We start from the raw sequence: 21265 nt of genomic DNA on the forward strand, positions 1-21265 counted from the left end.
TTTTATTTATCACAAGATAATCTTTTGATTGAAAGCCAGCTTAGAATTCATAATATATGGGGTAATACATTTGGTATGACTTTTAAATCACACCCTTAGAGCCATTTATGAATTTTTTTTCATTCGAGTTTCTCGGAGCCTTTGTTAGCTTTTTTATTCTATACTGGCTCTTCCAAAAGCACGTTAAGATCCAAAATATCCTACTGATTACAGTCAGTTATGCTTTTCTATTTTATGCAGATTATCGTCCTGCGATAATCTTATTAAGCTATACACTGTTTATTTATTTACTGGCGAATATATTAACTAAGTACACATCTTCTAAAGTCATTTATTGGCTATTAGGGTTATTGGTGGGTGTTTACTTTACAGCCTTTAAATACTACTCCTTCTTCCAAGAAACACTCACCCAAGCATTCCAGCAATGGGGACTCAGCATTGAGTTACCGCTGATTGAGTTACTTGCGCCATTAGGGCTTTCATTCTATATATTCCATTCGGTCAGTTATGTGGTTTCCGTTTGTCGAAAAGAGATCCCCAAAGCCCCGTTTTTGGATGTTGTGCTTTATCTGTGCTTTTTCCCAAGCATCGTAGCTGGCCCAATTAATCGTGCTAAAGAATTTCTTCCGCAAATTCAGGCGCCAACCCGTAAAATCATTGATTACAAAGGAGCAATAATGCTGATTGTTTTAGCAATCGCAAAACTCTTTTGGTTAAGTGGTTGGTTTTCAACAAACTATGTTGATCCGGTATTTAATGCACCCGATTTAGCGCAAAGCGGACAAGTGCTGACAGCAGTTTATGCCTACGCATGGCATATCTATTTTAATTTCTCGGGTTACACCAATCTTGTCACTGGTATCGCGTTATTACTAGGCTTTATCGTGCCTCGTAACTTTAATGCCCCTTATTTAGCGATAAACTTAGCCGATTTCTGGCGTCGCTGGCACATCAGTTTATCTACCTTTATTCGTGATTACGTCTATATTCCTTTAGGGGGTAATCGTAAAGGCGTAATTAGACAAAACTTTAATGCCTTTGCCGCTATGGTGATTTCTGGATTATGGCACGGCGCTGCCATGACCTTTATTATTTGGGGTGCTATTCATGGGATTGGTGTGGTGCTATTAAATATTAAACACCGTCTCTTTCCTTTGAAGAAAAATGCCCCACCGAGTGCGTTATCGTCATTAAATATGTTGTTGTCATGGATAATCACTTTCCACTTTGTTTGCTTTGCGTGGATATTTTTCCGCAGTCAAACTGTAGGTGATGCGTTTGTCTTAATACAGCAACTCTTTAGTACGGGCGCTTGGGCATCATTACAAGCTGAAGGTTTAACGCTCTTTATGTTCTGGGGACTGTTCTTACTTTATCCTTGCTTTGTGACCTTAAAGGAGATAGTAGCTCGTCTTGAGAAAAAAGTGCCGTGGTATGTTTACCCTCTACCACTTGCGTTGATCCTCACAATTATTTTTATGTTGTCTCCAGATGGGGTGCCAGGATTTATTTATGCCAGCTTTTGATTTCTGCTCAAACCTAAAAAAGACAGCAAAAGTTGCCTTAATGGTGCTGTTGAGTACCCTTTTACTGATTTGGTTAAACCAAACATCACTAGAGCGCTTTTGGCAACAACAATATCATCGCCCTGCACCTTGGTCTGGGCTTTCTCATTATTATACTTGGAAAGTGGGGGGACAACTGCGTGATGGCGTATTTGTTGCAATAGAAAGTTACAGCGATTATCTACAGGTTCACCATCCTGATAATCAGGCAAAACCTATTGTACAAACCTCCACACCAGAACAACTTCCTGAAGGTTTTGCTGTGGGCTTGCACTTCTTTAATGGGTATACGCGACCTGCATCTCAACTAACGCAACGCTTTCCGCAATTATTGGAGCGTAAGCAAATAATGGGAGGATTACCTTACCATTCTGTTACTGACGTCTCTGATGCGGCATTAGAAGCCTTAAAACCTATCGTTCAAAAAACAGAAATTACCTTATCACCAAAAGATAAAGTCCTATTTGCGGGTGACTCAATGATGCAAGGCGTCGCGCCACTACTTAAACGCCAACTGCAAACGGATTACAACATCAGCAGTATTGATTTAAGTAAACAAAGTACAGGACTTGCTTATCCGCGCTTTTTCAATTGGCCACAAACTATTGCAACACGTTTAGCCAGTGACGATACCATTAAATTACTGGTAGTCTTTTTAGGCCCTAACGATCCTTGGGATATGCCACCTGATGGTGGTGGGCGTTACTTAAAATTTGCTAGTGAAGCATGGGAATCAACTTATCGAGCACGCATTGCAGGCATTATAGAAAATGCCAGACAGAATAATGTTACGGTTATTTGGGTTGGGCCACCCAATATGCGTAAACAAAAGTTATCTGAAGGTATGGCATATCTTGATAAACTTTACCGAGAAGAAGCTGAGAAAATGGGTGAAATTTACCTTTCTGTTAATGATATGTTTAAATATGAGAAAGATATTTATTCTGATTATATGGGTGATGGTAGCAGCCGTGTTAAGTTAAGAGCCGGTGATGGTATTCATTTTAGCTTAAAAGGTCAGCAAATTATTGCTCAACAGGTATTCTCACGTATTCATCTTCAAGAAGAAACAAAAGAAGATAATGCAGTCGATGATGTAAAAGATAAAAACACGGTTATTGTAAATGAAACAATTAACGCACATCCTTGAGTGTAAAACTTTAGTCAGTAGCTCAATCATACTGGCTTTGGTTTCTCTCTTAGTTGCTTGTAACCAAGACACTGAAAAAACAGTGAAGTTACCCACCCCCACAGTATTACCTGCTGATGGTTCAAGGCAACTCTACAACTATCACGACCCTCACTTTTCAAGCTTTGTTAAAAAATTACAACAAGGCCATCAAACAGTGCACATTGTTCAGTTAGGGGATTCTCATACTGCGGCTGATTTTTTCAGTGGTAAGTTGCGTGAACGTTTTCAAGCCGATTACGGTAATGGTGGTATTGGTTTTATTCCTCCGACTAATATCGCAGGACAACGTATTGCAAACGTACAATACCAAAGCGATAAAAAAGCATGGACACTGCTTTCAAGCAGAAAAGATAGCGATCCTGATTTCCCATTGGGCGGGTTTATTAGTGAACCACAAGCTAAATGGGCTAAATTACAGTTATCTGAAAACCCAATAACTCAGCAACGTTATCAATTACAAGCGCTCTATAAAACGCCAACTACAGCACAAGTAAATGTACAGTCATCGACAAGCAAAGCCCTTTCATTATCGCAAACGCAAGGTAAATGGCAGTTTTCAAATCCAATTACTATGACTTTTCCAGTCAGTATTACAGTTAGCAAAAGCCAGCCAGTTAAATTAGGGGGGTGGTTGATCACCAATCAACAACCTGGCGTCATGCTCTCCTCGTTAGGCATTAATGGTGCCACAATCAATATGATGGATAGATGGGGCGCACAATGGACAGAAACATTAGGCCAGCTAAATCCTGATATGGTGATTTTAGCTTATGGTACCAATGAAGCCTTTAATGATACTTTTGATTTAAATGCCTATCGCCAACAACTGACGGATAAAATTCGTCAAATTCGCCAACAAGCACCTAATAGCGCTATCTTATTAATTGGACCGTCTGATTCAGTTAAAAATAAAGAAGCACCAGATTGTCGTTCACAACAACCTCAATGGCTAAGTGATATTATCAGAATTCAAAAAGAAGTGGCTCAGCAAGAGAAGACGCTCTTTTGGGATTGGCGTGATTATATGGGTGGCGAATGTTCGATAAAAGCATGGGCGCTGTATGATTTAGCCAGACCTGACGGTGTTCATCTTTCTCGGGAAGGTTATGAAAGCAGTGCCAATACACTTTATAGCCAATTAAATACCTTAATAAACAAGAGCTAATTCACGCAGTTCAACATACAAAAAGGAGCTTATCGCTCCTTTTTGTTTTTCTTGTTTTATTCATCAAGTTAGTAATTATCTGAGTTTAATAAAACATCAACATATTTGATAACATCAACGCTGGCTTGTTCCATTTGCTCTATATAGTGTGCAACCATTTCTTGATTATCTTCTATATTGGCCTTTAATGCTAAACGTCCACATTCATGCACTAACTTATGCGGCTGTTCTAAACGCCGAAAAGCCTCTGTACCTGCAAATTTCCGCCCATCACCTTGATAATACCATTTGCCTAAACGGCACTCTGTATGCTGATTAACACAGTGTTCATCATCATTATTCAATAAATGGATATAAATCGCTTCTTTCCATAAAACATGATCAAGTTTAACCGTATTAAAAAACTGTTGCATCGAAAGAAAGGTAAAAATATGTTTAAGCTCGCTAGCTTGTTCTGACAGTGACGTTAAATTTTGATGCCCTTCTTCAACCAGTGTTTTAACTTGTTGAACCTGCTGTTGGTTTTTTTCTGTGGTTGCTTTAACAGGAATAAAACGAGCACCTAAATTATTATTAATGCTGGCAATAGAAGAAGCTTGTTTCTGGATTTCTAATGATAATTTTTTCATCTCTTGGGCTAAGACTGAGAACCCTGCCCCTTCACGCCCGATGTGTCCAGCTTCAATTGCTGAATTAATTGATAAAATATTTGCCTGACTGGAAAGCCTATCAATATTGCTAGCACTATCTTTAATTTTTTTCAGCCAACTTGAAAAATCGTCTATCTCTTTTCGGCTATATGTAAAATGCGCATCCACTTCATTTAGAAATTGAGTCAATGATTGTGAGTTATCTAACATTTGGCTAAAGAGATGTTCCATTTCATCAAGCAAACTGAGCTTATTTTGTAGCTTATTACTTGATGCTAAAATTGAATCTCGAATAAGTGTGATTGTGTGAATATTGCAATCAGTGTGTTTAATAAAAAGCGAATTATAGTCAACCATAATATGACAACCCTAGTGTGCCCACCGAAATAAAGAAACCTATAGGTTAATGAGAAATTTGGTATTTTCTGTCACATTTAATAGTTATTTATTGTAATGAAAAAAAGCGCGTCAAAAGACGCGCTAACAATGTGAAAATAAAGATTAGATATTAGAGAAAAGCGAAGAATATCATGCCTATAACTGCACCTGTTGTACCAAGAATAGTCTCCATTAAAGACCATGTTTTTAAGGTTTGTGCTTCTGTCGCACCAGTAAATTTACCAAACAACCAGAAACCTGAGTCATTAACATGGCTAAGAATAATAGAGCCACCCGCGATACACACTGATAATGCCGCCATTTGTGCGCCACTGTAGCCCAACTCATTGATAACTGGTAAAACTAGACCTACTGCAGTTAAACACGCTACCGTTGCAGAGCCTTGAATAACACGCACAGCACCAGCAAGAATAAAACATGCCACCGCAATTGGCATACCTGCGCCAATTAAAGCATTCCCTAATGCCGGACCAACACCCGAATCCACCAGAACTTGTTTAAAAACACCACCTGCACCCGTTACCAACAAAATAATCCCCGCAGGTTGGATTGCAGCAGAACAGATTTCCATTACTTTTTCTTTGCTCATACCACGACGAATAGCAAGACCATAAATAGCCACTAAACAAGCCACAAGAATTGCGATAAATGGATGACCAACGAATTCAAGAATATTATATAGCTGAGAACCTTCCTCAACGAAACGTGCGCCAATGGTTTTGCATCCCACTAACACTAAAGGCAATAACACAAGAGCAAGGCTAAAACCAAAAGAAGGCATTTTGTTTTGGCCCAGACTTGGTTCAGTTAAATCTTTTGGTAATTCTAAGGTAACGTAACGGCTAATAAAGTTACCGAAGATAGGGCCAGCTAGTAACATGCCCGGAATAGCCGCACATAAACCAATTAAAATCATCCAACCAAAATCAGCGTTCATTTGGTCAGCTAATAGCATCGGTGTTGGTCCTGGTAATAAGAAGGCGGCAGCACCTGCAACACCCGCAAACAGAGGGATAGCCATTTTTACCACATTGCCGCCAGTACGACGAGCAACCGCAAAGACAACACCAATTAATAAGACAACGGCAACATCAAAAAACAGAGGTAATGCACAAATTAAGCCTGCAATACCCAATGCGTAGTTAGCTCGTTTCTCACCAAAATATTTTAATAATCGGACTGCGATTTGGTCTAATGCCCCAGTTTCATGTAGCACTTTACCGAACATTGCACCCAGTGCTACCACGATAGAGAGGAAACCTAATGTTCCACCCATTCCGTTTTGCATAGTTTGAGTGATTTTTTCAAGTGGCATTCCAGAGAAAATACCTGCACCGATAGCAACAATCATCAACGCAATAAATGCATGCAAACGCGCATACATAACGAAAAAGAGTAATAATAGAACCGAGCCAACCGCAGTTAGCACAAGCGTTAATGTACTCATACTGTTTCCCCTTCAAAAGCCCCTTGTGTCACTGAATTTATTTTATTAATTGCACTCTCAATTACATCATCAAGTGGCATTGAAATATCAATTTCATACACATCATTTTCAGCGTTGGTTGGCTCTTCTAAGGTTTCAAATTGAGTCACTAACATTTGAGGTTTAAAGAAGTGCCCTTTACGTGCTTTTAAGCGGCTTTCAATCAGCTCATAGTCACCTTTTAAATATAAAAAGTGCAGGCATTGATTGCCGTCTCTTAACATATCACGATATTGTTTTTTCAATGCAGAACAGACAATTAGCGATACGCTATTTGTTCTTTGCATCGCAAAAGCAGCATCATTTAGTGCTTGTAACCAAGGTTTACGATCTTCATCATTTAAAGCTTGGCCTGATGCCATTTTAGTAATATTTGAGCGAGGGTGTAGAAAATCACCGTCTAAAAATGCAGCACCTGTACGTTGTGCCACACCACTTGCGACCGCAGATTTACCACTGCCTGATACCCCCATTAAGATGAAAACATGGTGTAGGGATTGGGTATCGTTCATAGAATGCTCCTTTAAGGCAGATATTAAGTCTTTTTTGTAATGTTACCCGTAACTGTTACGGGTAACATATCCGAAGTGGTAAGGTAAATACAACAACGAAGATCAACTAAGAAGTGAAAATGTGAGGCGACTCTCAAATGAAAGTAAGATGATCTACAAACTAACAACAAAATATTGGAGGAGTGACTCGATATTTATTTAAGGCTCAATAAAAAACCCTAATGTTAATTATTTCATAACACTAGGGTTATTAAATGATAAATCTAAACATTATCAATAAATTAATTTCTTATATGCTTTCACCTGTAATAATGCGAAAACCCACATCAATAACTTGTCCTCGAGCAATTTTGCCTTTCATGCGTTTAAGCAATAAATCTGCTGCTTGTTGCCCCATTTCATCACGTGGCGTAAAGATACTCGCCAGACGAGGAGTCATTACTTGCCCTACGTCATGTCCGTGAAAACCTGAGATAGCAATATCATCAGGTACTGAAATACCTAAACGCTGGCACTCAAAAACAGCACCAATGGCGATATCATCATTGGTACAATAAAGCCCATCTAAATCGGGGTATTGTTTACGTGCAGCATGTAATAATTCAGCGCCTAACGAATACGACGAGCTTTTCGGTGTCATTACATTACCTGTAGGTAAGCCTGCATCTTGCATCGCTTTCTCGTACCCGTTTAAACGCATTAGAGTACGTTCATCCTGTCTTGCGCCAAGATAAATAACACGTTTACAGCCACGCTTGATCATTTCACTGACCATCTGTTGTGATGCATCAATGTTGTCTAACCCCACAGCAGAGTCAAAACAAGGTGAAACGCTATCCATAATTTCCACCACAGGAATGCCTGCTGTTTCTAACATTTTTATTGTTTTTGGTGTGTGTGTTCTTTCTGCAAGAATAAGCCCATCAATATTATAAGAGAGCAATGAAAGTAAGCGTTCTTCTTCTTTTTCAGCACGATATCCATAGTGCGCTAACATAGTTTGATAGCCATATTTATCTGTTACTGATTCAATACCACGAATAACTTCAGCAAAAACTTGGTTAGTTAAAGAAGGTAGCAATACCCCAATCGCATGGCTGGTAGAATTAGATAAGATATCAGGAGCACGGTTAGGAATATAATTAAGACTATCTAACTCGCGCGCAATTTTTTCTCGTAAAGCTTCAGAAACCTGTTCTGGGTTACGCAAAAAACGACTAACTGTCATTTTGGTGACACCAACGCGTGAAGCTACATCCTGCAATGAGGGGCGTTTTTTTTTCATTTTATATCGCAACTATCCAAAAACATTCGTATTAATACGCGCTTTATTTTTCCAAGAACGCTGATTATAGCCTTACGTTATACACTATTTCGAATAAAGTTTTTCAGATGTGTGCACAGATTTGATTTTGACTGACTATCCCTTGACTTAAGCCAAAGGAAATATAGTATTCTTCGCTATATAATAAATGAAACAACGATACCAATATAAAACAATAAATAGTGTGAACTTATGGCGATCTACAGACGACAATTTCTAACTTACCTCACAACAATTGTGACATTATCTGCACTTCCACATTCGGTAAGAGCCGCGATAACCTCGCGTATTGCAGCACAATTCGGTCATATTCCGGCATCAACGGCAATCCATCGAGTGATCAGTGCTGGGCCTCCGACCGATCAATTATTGCTCGCATTAGCCCCTGAAAAACTATTAGGTTTCTCATCCCTTAATTTAGAGAAAAGCCCTTTATTTGCAGAGGACTTACGCAAATTACCCCGTTTAGGGCGTTTGTCAGGACGAGGAAGTACCCTATCTTTAGAAGCCTTACTAACGCTAGAACCCGATATCATTATTGATAGTGGAAATGTAGATGAAACCTACCGCTCATTAGCAAAACGAGTTTCCGATCAAACTGGTATACCTTATGTGTTAATTGATGGCACATTAAAAGATAGTCCTGCCCAATTGCGTCAAACAGGGGCTTTATTAGGGGCTACAGAAAGAGCAGAAACATTAGCGCAAATTGCAGAACGATACCTTAGTGATGCAGCCCTATTTGTTTCTGAACAAAAAGTGCACCCGCGTTTTTATCTTGCTCGTGGCGCAAAAGGATTACAAACGGGTGCAAGACGCTCAATTCATACAGAAGCCATTGAGGCATTAGGTTTTGAAAACGTGGTAGATGTGCCTGATTTCACCGGGTTGACGGATATATCACCTGAACAGCTGTTAATGTGGGACCCTGAAATTATCATCACACAAGATGAAAATGCCTATCAGCAAATAATGCAAGACTCTGTATGGAAAAACATCCAAGCCGTTAAAAATAAAAAAGTATTACTATTTAAAGGCTTACCATTTGGTTGGTTAGATGGTCCTCCGGGTATTAATCGTTTAATGGGAATGCGTCGCCTACAAAGCCATTTCGATCCTCGAATCGAAAAACAAGTCGCTTACGATCTGCAAAACTATTTTGCTCATTTTTACCATACACAATTAAGTACTGAACAATGTCAGCAATTGCTGGGGTATTCATGAGTCAATCGGCACGCATCACGCTTCTTTTTGCGTTATTTTCCATTGTCGCGTTAATTGCGATCACTAGTGGTAAGTATTCACTTACTACCAATGAGCTGTGGACTCTAGTGAGTAATAAATTAACTGGTAATGTGGAATACAGCCGAACTGAAACGGTCTTTTGGCAAATACGATTTCCTCGCGTTCTGGCTGCTATCTTAATTGGTGGAGGATTAGCGATTGCAGGTGCTGCTTATCAAGGCATGTTTCGTAACCCTTTAGTATCACCTGATATTCTTGGTGTTTCGTCTGGCGCTGGTGTCGGTGCCGTTTTAGGTATTTTCCTTGGACAATCCATGTTGTCGATTCAACTTTTCGCTTTTGCGGGCGGTTTAGCAACCGTTGCTCTAGTCTACTTTATTTCAAGACTTGCGAAACAACATGATCCCGTACTTTCGCTTGTATTAGTCGGTATTGCTATCAGTGCACTATGTGGCTCCACAATCTCATTGATGAAAATTCTCGCCGACCCTTATACGCAATTGCCTTCAATTACCTTTTGGCTCTTAGGTGGTCTTTCGACTATTACCGCTTCTGATTTACTTTCTGTCGCACCTTTAATGTTAGTGGGCTTTATTCCGTTAATTTTACTGCGTTGGCGTATGAATATACTCAGTCTCTCCGATGAAGAAGCCAGAGCATTGGGTTTAAATGTCGAAGTTACACGACTTGTTTTTATTTTGTCTGCGACATTAATAACCGCAAGTGCAGTTTCTATTGCGGGCATTATTGGCTGGTTAGGTTTAATTGTACCTCACATTGCCAGATTGTTAGTAGGTGCTAACTTTACCCAGCAACTCCCTGTTTCCTTGCTTGTTGGTGCTATTATGTTATTAATTACTGACACATTAGCCCGCACGATTGCCAATATTGAACTCCCATTAGGTATTTTAACCTCCGCCATTGGTGCGCCATTCTTCTTAATGTTATTGCTCAGAACGAGGAAAGGCACATGATCATTGCTAACGCCAGTCGACTCTCCATTGGTTACAAAGATAAACCCTTAATTAAAGATCTCTCCTTTCATATCAAACAAGGGCAAATAATTTGCTTATTAGGTGCCAATGGTTGTGGCAAAACGACATTGATGCGCACGTTATTAGGCCTAATACCTTGTATTGATGGTGAGATTAATATTGTGGGTAAAACACTGAGTGAGTGGTCACCAACAGAACTTGCTAAAGTTGTGGCGTATGTTCCTCAAGCAACACATATCCCCTTTTCTTTCAATGTTATTGACATGGTTGTCATGGGCCGAGGCGCGCATCTCTCCTTTTTTTCGATGCCAAGTTCACAAGATAAAACTATGGCAATGGAAACCTTAGAAATGCTTTCGCTTTCTCATCTTACTTACCGAACTTTTGATACCTTAAGTGGCGGTGAAAAACAGATGGTACTCATTGCACGCGCTTTGGTACAACAACCCAAATTGTTGATTATGGATGAACCCGCGGCAAGCCTTGATTTTGGTAATCAAATCAAACTACTTACCCAAGTTAAGGCATTAAGAGCATTAGGGATCAGTGTTTTTATGTCTACACATCACCCTCAACATGCCGCTTCTTTGGCTGATGATGTCATTTTGCTAACACCTCATGTGCCCGTTTTGCAAGATAGACCTGATATTTTGCTGACACCCGACAATTTAGCGCACCTTTATGGTGTACAACCAACAGATATTCAGGCGCATTTTCACGCATACTCTGATAATAAAAATGACCATAGGCAAGAATATGAACACAATTGAAACCACAGATTTTGCTGAACTTTATAAAAACCATATGGTACAGGCAGAAAGAACCAAAAAAGAGCCGGAACATTGGGACAAACGTGCTGAAAAAATGGCAGAAACCTGTGCCAATCCTAACGACCCCTATTTAATAAAATTTCGTGAAATGATGGATTTTACCGATGCTGAAACCCTATTAGATGTAGGTTGTGGCCCTGGCTCTATCAGTATTCATGTTGCAGATAAATTCAAAAAAACGATTGGTATTGATTACAGTACAGGGATGTTAGCGGTCGCTAAACGCAGAGCTGAACAAGCGGGCATCAACCACGCAGAATTTATAACGTGTTCATGGGAAGATAGCTGGGATACGCTTCCTCGTTGTGATATTGCCGTTGCTTCACGTTCAACATTAGTCATGGATTTAAAAACAGCGCTGTTAAAACTAAACCGCCAAGCTAAATTACGTGTTTATACTACTCACACAGTTTCACCAACCTTTGTTGATCAACGCATTATTCGCTTACTGGGTCGAAATGTTCCTACACTTCCAACGTACATTTATGCTGTGAATATGCTAAACCAAATGGGCATTCACCCTAAAGTGGATTACATCCGTAGCCGTAATTGCCAAAGCAATTTCAATAGCCTTGAACAATTTATTGAAGGTATTAACTTCTCCGTAGGGCCTTTAAGCGAAGACGAAATTACACGCCTAACAACTTACTATCATGAAAGTATTGAAAAAGGTATTTCCCTAATTTCACCAACTCGTGATTGGGCAATGGTTTCTTGGGATGTTGTTCCTGAAAGTGAGCTAACCCTATGATTTATTATCCTGATGCCTTTCTTGATAATTTGTTGATGGAAGATATTCAATATGGTGATCTCACCAGCCGAGCACTGAATATTAGTAATCAACTGGGCACAATGATCTTTACACGTCGTGAAGCAGGTTGCGTCAGTGGGATCACTCTAGGTTGTCGCTTATTGGAAAAATTAGGATTAGAAGTAACCGCACATCAACAAGATGGTGATTTTGCTAATGCCGGTGATTGTTTAATCACAGCTGAAGGTCGTGCGGATGCACTACATCAAGGCTGGAAAGTGGTACAAAATGTCCTTGAGTGGAGCTGTGGCGTGAGTGATTATATGGCAAGAATGCTAGATATTTATCACCGCTATCAACCTAAAGGGCAAATTGCGTGTACACGTAAAAATATCCCTAATACTAAATTACTGGCGACCCAAGCCGTACTAGCGGGCGGTGGTGTCATTCATCGTCAAGGTTGCTCTGAAACTATTTTGCTCTTTACTAACCATCGTCGATTTTTATCAGAGCCAAATAATTGGGCACAACATGTTAAGCAGTTACGCCAAGCTGCACCTGAAAAATGCATTGTTGTAGAAGTTGATAATATTGAACAAGCAAGAGAGGCATTAAAAGCACAGCCTGATATTTTACAGCTCGATAAGTTCTCTATTGAAGATATTGCACTGCTACAACAAGAAGTGCCACATATTGCACCACATTGTCATCTTTCCGTTGCTGGCGGTATTAACCTAAATACTATCGAAAAATATGCACAAACGGGCATCACCTTGATGGTAACGTCTTCACCCTATTATGCTCCACCTACGGATATTAAAGTTCACATTGACCAAAAAAAATAAATAAAATAATAACTTACAAGTAAGTGGGTATTTACATATTTAATCAATAATAAATAAAAACAACATCAACTCAATGTAACAGAAGTGATAACAAGGAAATAGTTGTAGTGGTATAGAAGAACATCTTTGCTGAACTTCTTTTATATGAGTTTGTTGCTTTATTTTATAAAAAAACCGAGTGCTAACAAATGTAGCACTCTTTTTATTCATTTATTTTTACGCATATCGTTATATAAAAAATTACATATGGATTATAAACTGAGATTGAAATGATGAAATTAAAACCTCTATGCTACTGTTTATCTCTTGCTCTCTTACCCAGTATTGCACTTGCTGACACCACTTATGGACAACCCACTCCCGACTTATTAACCGTATGGAGTAGCCCAATTGCAGCAAATCCAGATATATTGACGCAAGAACAAATGCTTGAACAAAATAAGGTCAATGCGGCGCAAGCAATTTCAACATTACCCGGTGTTGTAATGCAAAAATCGGGTAACCGTAATGAATACACCTTTAAAGTGCGTGGGTTTGATAGCCGCCAAGTGCCTGTATTCTTTGATGGTATTCCAACTTATGTTCCTTATGATGGCAACTTAGACTTGGCACGTTTTACCACGAACGATCTGGCAAGCATTGAAGTCAACAAAGGCTATACCTCATTACTGCAAGGCCCTAACTTAATGGGTGGTGCAATTAATATCACCACTGCGACGCCGAAAAAACCATTAGAAGGAAGCATTGCTTATTCTCAAGGTTTTGCTCGTGGCGCTGATTATGCACACAATATGAGTGCACGCTTAGGTGCACGTAATGATTTAGGATTTATTCAAATCAGTGGTAGTCAATTAAAACAACGTTTTACTCCAATTCCCGGTGCTGATGAAAATAATGTGGCGGCAGGCACTCATGGGCGTCGTGATAATTCAGCAACAAATGATAAACGTGGCATGATCAAAGTGGGTTGGACACCACGCGCTTCTGACGAATATACCCTAACTTATGTAAAACAAGACGGTGAAAAAAATAGCCCACCATCAACCTTGGGTAAAGGTAAATTTAAATATTGGGCATGGCCAGATTACAACAAAGAAAGCTATTACTATAGCGGTACTACTCAAATTACTGATGGTATGAAATTACAAAGTCGTGCTTATCACGATAAATTTGAAAATACCCTTTATATGTATCCTAAAAAAGGCGATACCCCTGATTACAGTCACTATGACGACTACAGCACCGGTGCCGCATTACAGTTAGCTATCGATACTCGTGAAAATGATCTACTCTCTTTCGCTACTCACTGGAAAGATGACGTTCACCGTTCCCAGAAAGAGAAAAATGGTGATTGGATGCGTTATAAAGATAGAACGTGGTCTTTAGCAACAGAATATCAATGGGCTGCCACGAATGATCTCGATTTAGTGGGTGCAATTAGCTATGACTGGCGCGATAGCGTTGAGACTGATAAAGGCGCTGATGATAACAAGCAAACAGCCTTTAACTGGGAAATAATGGCAAAATATTCATTAGCTAATGATGATGTTGTACGTTTCTCTGTATCTGATCGTAGCCGCTTCCCTACACAAAAAGAGCGTTATACAAGTGAAAAACCCAAAGATGGTTCTAAAGGGATCATCAATCCAGATTTAGATCCTGAACGTGCATTATCTTTCGACTTAACCTATGAAGGACACATTACAGATAAATGGGGTTACCAAACCAGTATTTACTATAACCGAGTCAATGATGCAATTATGGCACATACCGTTTATCGTGATGGCAACGCATTCTTCCAAAACCAAAATAGTGGACGTGTTGACTATGTTGGGCTTGATTTAGGTACTAAAGGTAATGTGACAGATTGGTTAGAGCTAGGCTTAAATTACAGCTATATCCATAGTGATCCTAAACAAATAGCACACGTTGAAGGTTTACCAAAACATAAAGCCTATATGTGGATAACATTTATTCCTGCTGAACAGGTTCGCTTTACCATTATGGAAGAAGCACAAAGTTGGGCCTATAACCGCATTGATGAAAATGACAAGCTGACAGGTTATGCAAAAACTGACCTTCGTTTAGATTATGATTTTGGATATGGTGTTACTGCTAATGCTTCTGTAAATAATCTTTTTGATAAGTCTTATGAATATACTCAAGGTTATATGGAAGATGGCCGTAATTACTGGTTGGGTATTGAATATAAATTTTAATTATTATCTATAAAAAAAGAGCTGGTATCATCATATATCAGCTCTCTTCTATTTATAAAAAGTATTATCTTCCATAATATTACTCTATATAACGTTAGAAACGTAGGAATCCTTTTGCCATTTCTAATAAAGTATTCATAGTGCTACTGACTATTTTTACAAAATTATCATAATTGCTATTTGCAGAACTGTATTTTTTTGATAATTCATCCAAGTTAGTATTAACGCCTTTTTCAACTGCATCTAATGTTTTCTTTATTAAGTCAAACTCCGTTTGTAAAATATCATGCCCGCCTCTCGGCATTTTATCTAAATAATCAAGTAATTTATCTATTCCTGATAAATCCAAGTTAACATCAAATGAAAAATCAATATTAGGTCTAACATTCCCCGAATTATCATTTTTTTTTGATGTCACACCTTTAATTTGACTAAGTAATTTTTCTACTGCATTAACCGCTTTATCTACTTCAGTATTATTTTGATAATATATTTTTTCTCCATTAATTATTCGATAAAATCGACCATCATCCTCTTTTATAAAATTCATATCCAAGCTAAAAAAACCAGGTCTTTGTAATTTCATTTTCAATAAATTTAATTTATCGTATAGATCATCAACATTCACATTGATATATCCATCCTTACTACCTGCCTTCGTTGCCTGGCTTAATTCAGATAATATTTCTCTTAACTCTTTTACAAAATCCATATACTTGGAAAAAATATCTTTCAAAACATCTAAATAATCATTTTTACCCGCAATAATGGACTGTTTTACTTCATCAAATAAATCACTTAATGAATCTGTTGGATAACTGTCATTTGATTGCACATTTTCTATGGTACGAGAAGCATAATAAATTTCATTTAGGATTTCCTTTTGACTAATATAATTTTTTACATATTGTTCATCAAGATAAAAACCTTTTTCTTTGTTGGAAAGATGTTCAAATTTATTATCACCTTTACTATCATTAAGATAAATACCTTGATATTCTCTCTTTATGTCTTCTAATAAAAAATCTGATTGATTTAAAAATTTATCTTTATTATATTCTTGCACATTATAGAACTTCTTTTCTACATGTGATTTATTATTACTTTTTGGTACATAAAAACTAATAGCAGTAGCCATAACATTAACCTTTTATATAAAAATAAAAGAAGTTGTTTCAAGAAAAAATTAAAATTAATATTTTAATAAAATTTAAAACAACACATAAACGTTAGCACTATTGAGCTATTTCCTCTAAAAATATAAACTTTACTTTTAATCTCTATAAAAAGTTAAAATCGTAAAAAACCTTTCGCCATTTCTAATAATGTATTCATTGTACTGCTCACTATTTTAACAAAATTATCATAATTGCTATTTGCTGAGCTGTATTTTTTAGAGAGTTCATCAAGATTAGAATTTACTTTCTTTTCTAATGAATCAAGTGATTTTTTAAACAAATCAAATTCGGTTTGCAAAATATCATAATAAATCGAGCTTTCTTCTATTTTTTTATTATTTTCTACTACAATCTTAGCAATCTCACGATCAACATCTATAAGAGGTTGCGTTGATTCATAAATTTCACCTGATGCTATAATATCCTCTATTTCTTTTTTCCTTCTTTCATTTTCAAGAATAAAATCTTTTCTTTTATTCTCTATATCACTATCTAATAATATATTTTGCAATCGCAAGTGAATCTCAATATTTCTTATAAATTTTTCAACATCAGAAAGATCAATTACACAATTAAACTGTACACTAATATCGTTATTGAATCCATCTTCATTATTTGTTTCATCCAAACTATATTTTTTAACAGTACTAACTCCCTTTACTTCTTTTAACAGTCTCTCTATTGATTCTACTGATTTTTTTATTTTCTCTTCTGTAAGATAGAAGATATTATTCTCATTTATATTACGTAAATATCCTCCATTACTTAAATGCTTAAATAATAATTTCTGATGAAAACAATGAGCTCCTTTCTCATTGTATTTTTTAATGATATGTTTTAACTCACCATAAAATCTTACATAGTTTATACTGATGTGCCCATCTTTTTCTCCTGCTTTTACATATTGGCTTAAAGAGGATATTGCTGTCCTTAACTCTCTTACATAATCCATATAGTTGGAAAAAACATCTTTTAGAACATCTAAATAATCATTTTTTCCCACAATTATTGATTGCTTAACTTCATAAAAAAAATCACTCAATGAATCTTTAAAATAACCAGCATCCGCAATTTCATCTTTTATAATTGGCTCTGATTTTTTCATGGTATTTAAGCATTGATTATGAGAAATAATATTTTTATCATATTGTTCAGAGAGAGAAACATATATTTCCCTCTCTGTTTTTCCCTTTAAATTATTACAACTAATCCAGTTATCAAGATCAAAATCTTTTTTTTCTCGTCTTATATTTATTAATAACTCTTTCATATCATCTAAAACGTTTTTTTCATTTTTAGATGTAGAAACAACATTATTATCTGAAGAATAAATTTTTGAATGACTTGCTATATTAGACATCCCTGAATCAATAGCTTTAGCCATAAATTAACCTTTTACATTCGAACCAATTGCAGAAGCAGCATCCAGCTGCGCATGAATAATTGCTTCAATCGCTTGTAATAATGCTTTTATCACTTCCGTTACTTCGCGTTGCTGCTCATTATTATTATTAACAACATGATTATTGATATTTCCTCTTGCTTCCAATACTTTTTGCTTACCATCAAGTACAATTCCTTGAGACTGCAAAGTTTGGTCTGCCACTCGTGCTAAAGGATCCGCAGTTGAAGTCACTAAGTTACCGGTAGTCATTGTTGGATTAGAATGACCAATAAGATCTTTCCCCATCCCTTTAATTGAAACAAAAGCCCCCATGCCATGAATTGCCATTGAAATACCGGCACCCGTAATTGCAGCACCAACCATAATATTGGCTTTTTTATTAAGATTATCTTTTATTTGATCAGCCATATTTAATTCAATATTCATCAGCATCACACCCATTTCTCTAGATGCTTCGAACTTTTTAATCATAGCCTCTAAATATTTAACAATTAAGTTAATTAATTTCATCATATCCGCAGAGATGAAATTAAACATACCCAAGTTTTCTGTTTTTATATGATCATAAATATCATTATCGTTATCAACTTCGAGTGATTTTAATATCTTTTTTATATCTGGCGTTTTTACTTCTGGTTCAGCTAAAATTGGTTTAGAATTATTTTTTATTCTATCTAAAATACTATTTAATTTATTATCAAACTCTTTATTTAGACTCTCTAAATTTTCTTTAGTTGGTTTACTATCATTAATAACATCTTTTTTATCAATGGTTTCATTAAACTCAGGCTTATAGTCATTTAATCCATTATTATCACTTATTTTCATATTAATACCTTATTAAAGACAAACTTTATTAAATAGATATATTTCTGATCATGTCTGATTTAGTTCGATTACTTATAGAAGATTTTTCACTCATATTTCTTAAAATTTCAGTGATAGTATCGATATTCTCATGATAACTTTCCATTATCTTATCCATTAACTTTTGAATAAGATTTAATATGGTATCTAATTTTTTACTGTCAGCGACAGATTGCATAATCTTTGCAGAAAGGACACTACTATAAATATTAACTGCATTTGTTGCTGTTGCATTAACTAACTTAGAAACAACTAAGGTTCTGTTTAACATCACACCAGCCTTCTGGCTGATCTCTTTAGCAAGTAGTTTGTTAATTTTCTTCATCGCTTCTTCAAGTGCTTGAACAATGATTTCTTTAATCATTTTTCCCATCATAAGTTCAAGTGCTTCATTGAAGACTCTTTTCAACGTATCTCTGACTTGTTGATTAATTATTTTCTTCGCTACATTTGTTATACCATTTACAGCTGGACCAACAACAAAACTTAATGCAATTGCGGCAATAAATAGAACCACGGTAATTAAAGCCTTAAGTCCCATTTTTAATTTATCTTGTATTGAGTTTTTTATATCCTCAATAATTTTTTTATCTATACCTAATTTCTTTAATCCATCGATAGCGCTATAAATCATATCAGCTAGAAAATCGACCACCTTATCTAAAGCTTCCATTAAAGTTTCAGTAAGAGGTTGCATTAATTCATCCATAAACGATGTGCCATGTATCGCTTGGTACACTTCATCTGCAACAGTTAATGCAGCATCCGCAACCATTAATACAACTGCAACCGCCATTAAAGCCATAGAAGCTCCGGCAGTAAAAATAGAAGCAACAGCAGCAATGATGGATAATAATCCACCTAACAGTTTTAAACCAATACCTGCCCAAAATTGAATTTCTTCTTGCTTTTTTATTTGGGCTTTTTGATCGTCAATTTTTCCTTTAAGTGATTTTTCCGTCACTTCTTGCATTTCCTCAAAGAGTTTTTGCTCATTTTCAGAACGCTGTAACATCACTTTTAATGTTAATTCTCGTGTTTTCGCTAATAAAAAAGTTAATAACGCCATTCCTGATAAAGAATCTGACATTATTTCAAGTTCTAATGCACTTTGGCTTGTCGTAAGCGCTTGATATGCTTCTCTTATTTGCTCTAACTTTTCTTTTATTGATGTATTTTCTTTTTTATTAATTAATGCTCTTAGTTCATCTTTATGTGAAGTGATTGTATTAATTCTGTCTTCACTGATAGAAACATTGGGCATAACTTTAAAAATATTATCAAAGAATTGAGATAGACTACTATATAATTTATCCAAATCATCTAAGGATAATTTAGAGAGATCATCAGGTAATTTCAAAAATGGAAATATCTTTTCAAGTGATTTTTCCATATCACTTTTAGATTTAATATTCCCTGATAATAATTCTTTAATTAATGCTATAGGAATATTATTATTTTTTAAAAAATCTATAACTTCAGATTCCGTTTTAAAGTTATTCGATTTTATTTGATTATAGACCTCCATCCAATAATCAATATAAGCATCTTTATTATTTTTAAATTCATCGATCGCTGATTTAAATTGCTCTCTTAAACTATCAATACCTTTCGATAAGGCATTTAGTTTATCTATATAATAATCAAGCTTATCTGGATCTTTAATTTGCTCTAAAACATTTTGATGAATGACATTTTGATAGGATAATTGCAAGTATAAAAAATCATATTCTTTACTTGATTTATTATCTTGGGAGTGGCTGATAACAGAAGGAGTTGGTGATGATTGTGGAGCTTGAAATATACTTCCATTATTACCCGTTGTTTTTTGTTGAGGGAAAGTATTTATTTTATACTGTACATCATCCTGAACATTAATCCTTTGATTATTTTTTTTCTGCTCAATAGGCGCTCTAAGAGCAGGTGCGGAAATTTTATTTTCTTTATCTTTAATTTGCAAAGAAACAATATTTTCATTTACAGTATTGATTCTTTGGGCTTGTTGCGTTGTATTTTTAGTAACATTGTCTACCTCCTTAGAAGGTAAAGGTGTAGAAAATACAATGCCATCATTAACTTTATTAATATCATTCATACTGTTCTTCCTTATCTTCTTCATCTGTATTAAGAACAACAAGGGGAATATCTTTTAATGATTCTAAATAAATATTGGCTCTTTCTTTTATGGCTGGATCGTTAATCTTTTCTGAAACTTGATTAAAACAATATTTTGCTTTTTCTTTTTCACCAAGCGATAAATTACATTGCCCTGCATAAAAGACAGGTCGATAATCGTTTTTCGCATTTAGATAAGCTAAAGCATAAAGATCAATTGCTGCTTGATACTGTTTTTTCAATTGTTTAACAGCAGCAAGCCCCATAATGTAATCAACATTATAAAAATCGTAGAGACATAAAAATTTGAAAATCGCTTCAGCTTCATCCAGTTTTCCCTTCTGGTAAAAGTCATAAGCAAATGAATAGATTCCTTCCATAAATCCTTCTGGGATAGCGCCTTCATCCTTGAGTGATGCCCCATTCTGAACAATAGATACGATATAGTTTGCTAATTGATCAATTTCTTTTTCTGACATTTTTTCATATACTGACATGATGTTAATCCTTTCATCTATGATG

18 protein-coding genes are annotated in these 21265 nt (G+C 36.3%); 9 read left to right on the forward strand and 9 right to left on the reverse strand.

The features are described 5' to 3' along the window. Window positions 1–107: 107 nt before the first annotated feature. From ABN080_RS13820 to ABN080_RS13830, 3 genes are read left to right on the forward strand one after another with little or no spacing between them, the layout of a single operon-like run. Window positions 108–1526, forward strand: coding sequence for an MBOAT family O-acyltransferase (locus ABN080_RS13820; RefSeq protein WP_349441277.1), 1419 nt, complete (start codon window positions 108–110; stop codon window positions 1524–1526). Beyond that, a complete protein-coding gene (locus tag ABN080_RS13825) occupies window positions 1513–2715 on the forward strand; it encodes an SGNH/GDSL hydrolase family protein (RefSeq protein ID WP_349441278.1) in 1203 nt (400 codons plus the stop codon). The genes ABN080_RS13820 and ABN080_RS13825 overlap by 14 nt, the downstream gene beginning before the upstream one ends. After that, window positions 2690–3922 carry an SGNH/GDSL hydrolase family protein gene (locus ABN080_RS13830; protein WP_349441279.1) on the forward strand — a complete coding sequence of 411 codons (1233 nt, stop codon included), beginning with the start codon at window positions 2690–2692 and terminating at the stop codon, window positions 3920–3922. Before ABN080_RS13825 ends, ABN080_RS13830 begins: the two co-directional genes overlap by 26 nt. A 68-nt stretch (window positions 3923–3990) precedes the next feature. Here the strand turns inward: ABN080_RS13830 and ABN080_RS13835 are convergent, their stop codons facing one another. The 4 genes from ABN080_RS13835 to gntR all read right to left on the reverse strand — a co-directional run bounded on the left by ABN080_RS13835 (window position 3991) and on the right by gntR (window position 8254). Next, window positions 3991–4929 (reverse strand): methyl-accepting chemotaxis protein, encoded by a 939-nt coding sequence (locus ABN080_RS13835; RefSeq protein WP_196554520.1) that lies wholly within the window; start codon window positions 4927–4929, stop codon window positions 3991–3993. Window positions 4930–5080: 151 nt separating this feature from the next. Next, window positions 5081–6418 carry a gluconate transporter gene (gene gntU / locus ABN080_RS13840; protein ID WP_072069100.1) on the reverse strand — a complete coding sequence of 446 codons (1338 nt, stop codon included), beginning with the start codon at window positions 6416–6418 and terminating at the stop codon, window positions 5081–5083. Continuing rightward, complete coding sequence (gene gntK, locus ABN080_RS13845; RefSeq protein ID WP_349441280.1) at window positions 6415–6969, reverse strand: gluconokinase; 555 nt, start codon at window positions 6967–6969, stop codon at window positions 6415–6417. The genes gntU and gntK overlap by 4 nt, the downstream gene beginning before the upstream one ends. A gap of 289 nt (window positions 6970–7258) precedes the next feature. Continuing rightward, window positions 7259–8254 carry a gluconate operon transcriptional repressor GntR gene (gene gntR / locus ABN080_RS13850; RefSeq protein ID WP_349441281.1) on the reverse strand — a complete coding sequence of 332 codons (996 nt, stop codon included), beginning with the start codon at window positions 8252–8254 and terminating at the stop codon, window positions 7259–7261. 231 nt (window positions 8255–8485) lie between these two features. Here gntR and ABN080_RS13855 point away from each other — a divergent pair, with 231 nt between their 5' ends. The 6 genes from ABN080_RS13855 to ABN080_RS13880 all read left to right on the forward strand — a co-directional run bounded on the left by ABN080_RS13855 (window position 8486) and on the right by ABN080_RS13880 (window position 15178). Beyond that, window positions 8486–9517: an iron ABC transporter substrate-binding protein gene (locus ABN080_RS13855; protein ID WP_349441283.1), complete on the forward strand. Its 1032-nt coding sequence runs from the start codon at window positions 8486–8488 to the stop codon at window positions 9515–9517. Next, window positions 9514–10512, forward strand: a complete 999-nt coding sequence (locus ABN080_RS13860; RefSeq protein ID WP_349441284.1) for a FecCD family ABC transporter permease — start codon at window positions 9514–9516, stop codon at window positions 10510–10512. The genes ABN080_RS13855 and ABN080_RS13860 overlap by 4 nt, the downstream gene beginning before the upstream one ends. Then, window positions 10509–11303 carry an ABC transporter ATP-binding protein gene (locus ABN080_RS13865; RefSeq protein WP_349441285.1) on the forward strand — a complete coding sequence of 265 codons (795 nt, stop codon included), beginning with the start codon at window positions 10509–10511 and terminating at the stop codon, window positions 11301–11303. The genes ABN080_RS13860 and ABN080_RS13865 overlap by 4 nt, the downstream gene beginning before the upstream one ends. Beyond that, complete coding sequence (locus ABN080_RS13870) at window positions 11290–12114, forward strand: class I SAM-dependent methyltransferase (protein ID WP_072069106.1); 825 nt, start codon at window positions 11290–11292, stop codon at window positions 12112–12114. Before ABN080_RS13865 ends, ABN080_RS13870 begins: the two co-directional genes overlap by 14 nt. Continuing rightward, entirely contained in the window at window positions 12111–12959 is an 849-nt protein-coding gene (modD, locus tag ABN080_RS13875) for a ModD protein (protein WP_349441286.1), read from the forward strand. Before ABN080_RS13870 ends, modD begins: the two co-directional genes overlap by 4 nt. A 272-nt stretch (window positions 12960–13231) precedes the next feature. Further along, a complete protein-coding gene (locus ABN080_RS13880; RefSeq protein WP_349441348.1) occupies window positions 13232–15178 on the forward strand; it encodes a TonB-dependent receptor plug domain-containing protein in 1947 nt (648 codons plus the stop codon). A 94-nt stretch (window positions 15179–15272) separates the two neighbouring features. Here the strand turns inward: ABN080_RS13880 and ABN080_RS13885 are convergent, their stop codons facing one another. The 5 genes from ABN080_RS13885 to sicA form a co-directional block, all read right to left on the reverse strand. After that, on the reverse strand, window positions 15273–16316 hold the full coding sequence (locus ABN080_RS13885) for an IpaD/SipD/SspD family type III secretion system needle tip protein (RefSeq protein WP_349441287.1): 1044 nt from the start codon (window positions 16314–16316) through the stop codon (window positions 15273–15275). 152 nt (window positions 16317–16468) lie between these two features. Beyond that, window positions 16469–17740: an IpaD/SipD/SspD family type III secretion system needle tip protein gene (locus ABN080_RS13890; RefSeq protein ID WP_349441288.1), complete on the reverse strand. Its 1272-nt coding sequence runs from the start codon at window positions 17738–17740 to the stop codon at window positions 16469–16471. Window positions 17741–17743: 3 nt separating this feature from the next. Further along, window positions 17744–18589 (reverse strand): type III secretion protein, encoded by an 846-nt coding sequence (locus ABN080_RS13895; RefSeq protein ID WP_349441289.1) that lies wholly within the window; start codon window positions 18587–18589, stop codon window positions 17744–17746. Window positions 18590–18617: 28 nt separating this feature from the next. Then, complete coding sequence (gene sctE, locus ABN080_RS13900; protein ID WP_349441290.1) at window positions 18618–20723, reverse strand: type III secretion system translocon subunit SseC family protein; 2106 nt, start codon at window positions 20721–20723, stop codon at window positions 18618–18620. Then, a complete protein-coding gene (gene sicA / locus ABN080_RS13905; protein ID WP_349441291.1) occupies window positions 20716–21240 on the reverse strand; it encodes a type III secretion system translocator chaperone SicA in 525 nt (174 codons plus the stop codon). Before sicA ends, sctE begins: the two co-directional genes overlap by 8 nt. Window positions 21241–21265 lie beyond the last annotated feature (25 nt).

The sequence above is a fragment of the Proteus sp. fly-1089 genome (assembly GCF_040138965.1).
Taxonomy (GTDB): Bacteria; Pseudomonadota; Gammaproteobacteria; order Enterobacterales; family Enterobacteriaceae; genus Proteus; species Proteus vulgaris_B.

Bases quoted from the DNA above. Each gene is read 5' to 3' on its own strand.
- ABN080_RS13835 (WP_196554520.1), bottom strand. From the start codon at position 4,929: ATGGTTGACTATAATTCGCTTTTTATTAAACACACTGATTGCAATATT.
- gntR (WP_349441281.1), bottom strand. From the start codon at position 8,254: ATGAAAAAAAAACGCCCCTCATTGCAGGATGTAGCTTCACGCGTTGGT.
- gntK (WP_349441280.1), bottom strand. From the start codon at position 6,969: ATGAACGATACCCAATCCCTACACCATGTTTTCATCTTAATGGGGGTA.
- ABN080_RS13820 (WP_349441277.1), top strand. From the start codon at position 108: ATGAATTTTTTTTCATTCGAGTTTCTCGGAGCCTTTGTTAGCTTTTTT.
- ABN080_RS13890 (WP_349441288.1), bottom strand. From the start codon at position 17,740: ATGGCTAAAGCTATTGATTCAGGGATGTCTAATATAGCAAGTCATTCA.
- ABN080_RS13830 (WP_349441279.1), top strand. From the start codon at position 2,690: ATGAAACAATTAACGCACATCCTTGAGTGTAAAACTTTAGTCAGTAGC.
- ABN080_RS13885 (WP_349441287.1), bottom strand. From the start codon at position 16,316: ATGGCTACTGCTATTAGTTTTTATGTACCAAAAAGTAATAATAAATCA.
- ABN080_RS13865 (WP_349441285.1), top strand. From the start codon at position 10,509: ATGATCATTGCTAACGCCAGTCGACTCTCCATTGGTTACAAAGATAAA.
- sctE (WP_349441290.1), bottom strand. From the start codon at position 20,723: ATGAATGATATTAATAAAGTTAATGATGGCATTGTATTTTCTACACCT.
- ABN080_RS13880 (WP_349441348.1), top strand. From the start codon at position 13,232: ATGAAATTAAAACCTCTATGCTACTGTTTATCTCTTGCTCTCTTACCC.
- ABN080_RS13895 (WP_349441289.1), bottom strand. From the start codon at position 18,589: ATGAAAATAAGTGATAATAATGGATTAAATGACTATAAGCCTGAGTTT.
- ABN080_RS13870 (WP_072069106.1), top strand. From the start codon at position 11,290: ATGAACACAATTGAAACCACAGATTTTGCTGAACTTTATAAAAACCAT.
- gntU (WP_072069100.1), bottom strand. From the start codon at position 6,418: ATGAGTACATTAACGCTTGTGCTAACTGCGGTTGGCTCGGTTCTATTA.
- ABN080_RS13860 (WP_349441284.1), top strand. From the start codon at position 9,514: ATGAGTCAATCGGCACGCATCACGCTTCTTTTTGCGTTATTTTCCATT.
- ABN080_RS13855 (WP_349441283.1), top strand. From the start codon at position 8,486: ATGGCGATCTACAGACGACAATTTCTAACTTACCTCACAACAATTGTG.
- sicA (WP_349441291.1), bottom strand. From the start codon at position 21,240: ATGTCAGTATATGAAAAAATGTCAGAAAAAGAAATTGATCAATTAGCA.
- modD (WP_349441286.1), top strand. From the start codon at position 12,111: ATGATTTATTATCCTGATGCCTTTCTTGATAATTTGTTGATGGAAGAT.
- ABN080_RS13825 (WP_349441278.1), top strand. From the start codon at position 1,513: ATGCCAGCTTTTGATTTCTGCTCAAACCTAAAAAAGACAGCAAAAGTT.